This window comes from Rhodococcus sp. EPR-157, from assembly GCF_001647195.1.
Taxonomy (GTDB): domain Bacteria; phylum Actinomycetota; class Actinomycetes; order Mycobacteriales; family Mycobacteriaceae; genus Rhodococcoides.
In genome coordinates, this window is the sequence record NZ_LVCV01000504.1 from 1 (window position 1) to 4948 (window position 4948).

The 4948-nt window shown below is 63.4% G+C and carries 3 protein-coding genes and 1 pseudogene; all 4 read left to right on the forward strand.

Going from position 1 to position 4948, the window contains the following annotated elements; genetic code table 11:
- Positions 1-207 precede the first annotated feature (207 nt).
- The gene (locus A2J03_RS22750; RefSeq protein ID WP_082898028.1) at positions 208-1371 is read left to right on the forward strand and encodes a lipase family protein; all 1164 of its coding nucleotides are present in this window, start codon (positions 208-210) and stop codon (positions 1369-1371) included.
- Between the two features lie 103 nt (positions 1372-1474).
- Positions 1475-3154 carry an energy-dependent translational throttle protein EttA gene (gene ettA / locus A2J03_RS22755; protein WP_068378524.1) on the forward strand — a complete coding sequence of 560 codons (1680 nt, stop codon included), beginning with the start codon at positions 1475-1477 and terminating at the stop codon, positions 3152-3154.
- Between the two features lie 4 nt (positions 3155-3158).
- Positions 3159-3578 (forward strand): acyl-CoA thioesterase, encoded by a 420-nt coding sequence (locus tag A2J03_RS22760; protein WP_068378522.1) that lies wholly within the window; start codon positions 3159-3161, stop codon positions 3576-3578.
- Between the two features lie 121 nt (positions 3579-3699).
- Positions 3700-4948: pseudogene (locus A2J03_RS22765) on the forward strand (NAD-glutamate dehydrogenase domain-containing protein); the annotation flags it as partial.

A 4948-nucleotide genomic window follows, 5' to 3' on the forward strand; every position in this document is an offset into this window, starting at 1 on the left:
TGCGCGTCCTGTGCCGGTCTCGCAGGTGGATTCGACCGATCAGGTGGACGACGAGAACGACGTGTTCGATCACACGGACGACACCACCGAATCCGAAACCGCCGAGACCGTCGGCGTGGCCGTGTAGGAGGCTTCGCGAGTATGCCGGACCCGAACGACGGTATGTCGGGTTCGGCATCGGTTCGTGCGCATCGTTATCGTGGTCGCATGCGAGGCGGAGCACGTGCATGGGCGATTCTGGCGATGGCGCTCATCATCGGCATCTCCACAGGCAGTGTTGGCTCTGCGGAACAGCCTGATCTTCCCGACACGGTGCCGGGGAACGTCGTGTCGTCGGAACCGCTTCCGCCCGATTTCGGTCTGCCCGGAACCGCTCGGGCGCACCGAATCACCTACTGGTCGGCCGGCCCCACCGAGCAACCTGCGCTCAGCTCCGGAGCCGTGTTCGTCCCGGCCGGTGAACCTCCCGAAGGTGGTTGGCCGGTCGTGTCATGGGCGCACGGAACAGTCGGTGTCGGAGATCAGTGCGCGCCGTCGCGTACCCCGTACGAGGGTCGCACCCGGGACTACCTCGCCCATTGGCTGTCCGAGGGATACGCCGTCCTCGCTACCGACTACGCCGGGCTGGGCACCCCCGGCGCGCACGCGTATCTCGAGAAGTCTTCGGCGTCCCGCAACGTGATCGACATGGTCCGCGCTGCGCGTGCGGTCGAACCCACACTGGCGGATCGATGGCTGGCGATCGGTCAATCTCAAGGTGGGCATGCAGTTCTCCACGCCGCGCACATCGCGACGAGCTATGCGCCGGAACTCGACTATCGCGGCGCCGTGGCCACCGGCGCACCGTCCAACCTCGAGTACGCGTTCCAGTTGGGTGGGCCATCGCTTCCGGATCTCGGACTGGACGGTCTCGACGTGTTCGCGACCTATGTATTGGCAGGACTTCGCGAAGCGCGGCCGGACCTGGACGTCGACAGCTATCTGACGCCGCTCGGCCGGTCCGAGGTGGACACGGTCGAGAGCACCTGCCCAGGAGACCTGCGCACGCATCACGGGTCGGTGGGTGCACTACTCGCACGCCCGATAGCCGGAACCGAGATGTTCGACGCGTTGACGCAGTACCTCGCGGTGCCGACCGACGGCTACGACCGGCCGATCTTCATCGGGCAAGGTGTCATCGACACGATGGTGCCGTCACCTCTGTCGGTACCGCTGCTGGCCGGTCTGCTCCACAACGGTCAAGACGTCACCTATAACCCCTACCTGTTCTCGGACGGTGAATTCGTCGGTCACGAGGGGACGATGATTGCGTCCACCGTGGACTCCACACCGTTCGTCCACCGTCTGCTCGACCCGATCGCGTCGGGCTAGCGGTCGGGTCGAAAGCCGGGCTGACCGACCTCGAGGACAGGGGCGCCCGCCCGCGATTCGGGCGATGGTGTCGGCGGGGCCGCTGACGGATAAGCTGGCCCGCATGGCGGAATTCATTTACACCATGAAGAAGGTGCGCAAGGCGCACGGCGACAAGGTCATCCTCGACGACGTCACGATGAGCTTCTACCCAGGAGCCAAGATCGGTGTCGTCGGCCCCAACGGCGCCGGCAAGTCCAGCATCCTCAAGATCATGGCCGGGATCGACCAGCCGGGAAACGGCGAGGCCTTTCTCGCGCCCGGTGCATCGGTCGGAATCCTCATGCAGGAACCGGTGCTCGACGACACCAAGACCGTCCGTGAGAACGTCGAGGACGGCCTTGGCGAGACGATGGTTCAGCTCAAGCGATACAACGAAATCGCCGAGTTGATGGCTACCGACTACTCCGACGAACTCATGGAGGAGATGGGCGAACTCCAGGAGAAGCTCGATCACTCCGATGCGTGGGAAATCGACTCCCAGCTCGAGCAGGCCATGGATGCGCTTCGCTGCCCGCCACCCGAGTCACCCGTCACGAACCTCTCCGGTGGTGAGAAGCGACGCGTCGCGCTGTGCAAGCTGCTGCTCAGCAAGCCCGACCTGCTCCTTCTCGACGAGCCCACCAACCACCTCGACGCTGAAAGCGTCCTGTGGCTCGAGCAGCACCTCGCTGCATACGCCGGCGCGATTCTCGCCGTGACCCACGATAGGTACTTCCTCGACCACGTCGCGCAGTGGATCGCCGAGGTGGACCGCGGGCACCTGTACCCCTACGAGGGCAACTACTCCACGTACCTGGAGAAGAAGGCAGAGCGCCTCGAGGTCTCGGGCAAGAAGGATCAGAAGCTGCAGAAGCGCCTCAAGGACGAACTCGCCTGGGTTCGCTCCGGTGCAAAAGCGCGCCAGGCGAAGAGCAAGTCGCGTCTGGCCCGCTACGACGAGATGGTCGCCGAGGCCGAGAAGACCAGGAAACTCGATTTCGACGAGATTCAGATCCCCAACCCACCGCGGCTCGGCGATGTGGTCGTGGAGGTCAAGCATCTCGACAAGGGCTACGACGGCCGGGTCCTCATCAAGGACCTCTCTTTCACCCTTCCGCGCAATGGCATCGTCGGTGTCATCGGCCCCAACGGTGTCGGCAAGACGACGCTGTTCAAGACCATCGTCGGTCTCGAAGAACCGGATAGCGGCGAGGTCAAGATCGGGCAGACGGTCAAGCTCAGCTACGTCGACCAGAACCGCTCCGGAATCGACCCGAAGAAGACCGTGTGGGAGACCGTCTCCGACGGACTCGACTTCATCACCGTCGGAACCTCCGAGTTCCCCTCTCGCGCCTACATAAGCTCGTTCGGATTCAAGGGCCACGACCAGCAGAAGCCGGCCGGAGTGCTGTCCGGTGGTGAGCGCAACCGCCTCAACCTGGCGATGACGCTCAAACAGGGCGGAAACTTGATCCTGCTCGACGAGCCGACCAACGACCTCGACGTCGAGACACTCGGATCGCTCGAGAATGCACTGGAAGAGTTCCCCGGTTGCGCCGTGGTGATCTCGCACGACCGGTGGTTCCTCGACCGGACTTGTACTCACATCCTGGCGTGGGAGGGCGGCTTCGGCGACAACGAAGCGGCTTGGTACTGGTACGAAGGAAACTTCGAAGGCTACGAGGCCAACAAGGTGGAGCGGCTCGGACCTGACGCTGCTCGGCCACACCGCGTCACGCACCGCAAGCTGACCAGGGACTGAATCCTTGACCGACAAGAAATTCGAGCATCGACTCCAAGTTCGATGGAGCGACTCGGACCGACTCGGGCACGTGAACAACACCCGATTCGTCGAATATCTGCAGGAAGCGCGCGCACTCTTCATCACGCAAGTCTTGATGGAAGCAGAGGGCAACAGGGGAGCGACGGTCGTCCGGAAGATGACCGTCGACTTCTTGCGTCCCATTTTCGACGAGTCGGGCCCCTTGCTCATAGAGGTGGCGGTCTCTCGTATCGGACGAACGTCGTTCGACGTTCGACATCGCGTGCGCGACAACAGAGGCTCGTTGTGCGCCGACGCATCGGCCGTGATGGTGGCGTTCGATCTCGATGCGCAGGCGTCTCGCCCGCTCACCGAGCGGGAAAAGACAGTTCTTGCCGAGTACCCCGACACCGGGCAGTCCTGACGGCGACAACCAGATAACCCACCTGGTCACCTCTGAAGCAGTTCCAGCGTTAGTCTCGTCGTCAGGAGCCTGCGGAACACACGCCAGGCGCGATCATCCTCACAAGGGAGTGGTTCAACACATGCCGAACTCGGCGGGTACGACGGACATCGACTGGACGAACGAACTGCCGGGGGAGCTCTCCTCGAAGCTGTCGGAGGTGAGATCGGCGTACTTTGCGCATGTCGACCTTGCCGATCTCGATGGCACGGTCATCGAGCCCGAACAGACGATGTTCCGATTGCACCTCCAACTCGGTGCGATGCGGCAGCCAGGCCAGGCCAACGTGCGGCTGCATGTCCCCGATAGTGACGGCGCGACTACATCGGCGGGGTTGGCGCTGCAGATCGTCACCGACGACATGCCGTTGCTCGTCGAGTCGGTCGTGTCACAGCTGTCGAGACTCGGTGTCGACGTCAACGAGATCGTTCATCCGATCCTGTCCGTCTCACGAGATGCGAACGGCAAGCTCGTGAACGTCGGGCCGGGGAACGGACGCACGACGCCCGGGACCGTCCCTGAATCCTGGATGCACCTGCAACTCAATCCTGTGGTGCCTGATGCTGTTCGCGACACCATCGAAGCCGCGATTTCCCGAGTGCTGACCGACGTGCGCGAAGTCGTCGAGGACACCGAGGCGATGCGCGAGAACCAGACGGCCGTCGCGCACACTCTCGAGAACGCGGCAATCGAGCGCGAGGGGACCGCCGCCGCCGAACTTCACGATGCTGCCGACCTGCTGAGGTGGCTCGCCGACGGCCACTACACATTGCTCGGCTATCGCCGCTACACCGTGACGAGGTCCTCGGACGGCGCCGTCAAGGCAACGCCCGAGGATGGCAGCGGTCTCGGCGTCCTGAGGCAGAATCGTCAGGGAGTCTCGGATTCGTGGACTTTGGACGATCACACCGAACTTGTCACCCTCACACAGGGATCGAGCCCGGCAACGGTGCACCGCGCGGTCTACCCGTACTTCGTGACACTGTTCGACTCCGCTGCGCCCGAACTGGGCGAGCACCGCTTCGTCGGGGTGTTCACCGTGACGGCATTGCACGAGAACGTCCTCGATATTCCGGTCATCGAACGTCGGGTGCGGTCGGTGATCGAACGCGCAGGCTACGACCTCGGGTCCTTTTCCGGCCAGGCGATGCTCGAAGTTCTTCAGTCGATGCCGCGCTCGGAACTGTTCGCTACCGGCGTCGACGCGCTGTACGAGACTGCAACCGCCGTGTTGGCACTGGGCCGTAAGCGCAGGGTGAGAATTTTTCTTCGAGAGGATTCCGGCGGGGCGTTCGTGTCGGCGTTGGTGTATCTGCCCCGAGACCGGTACA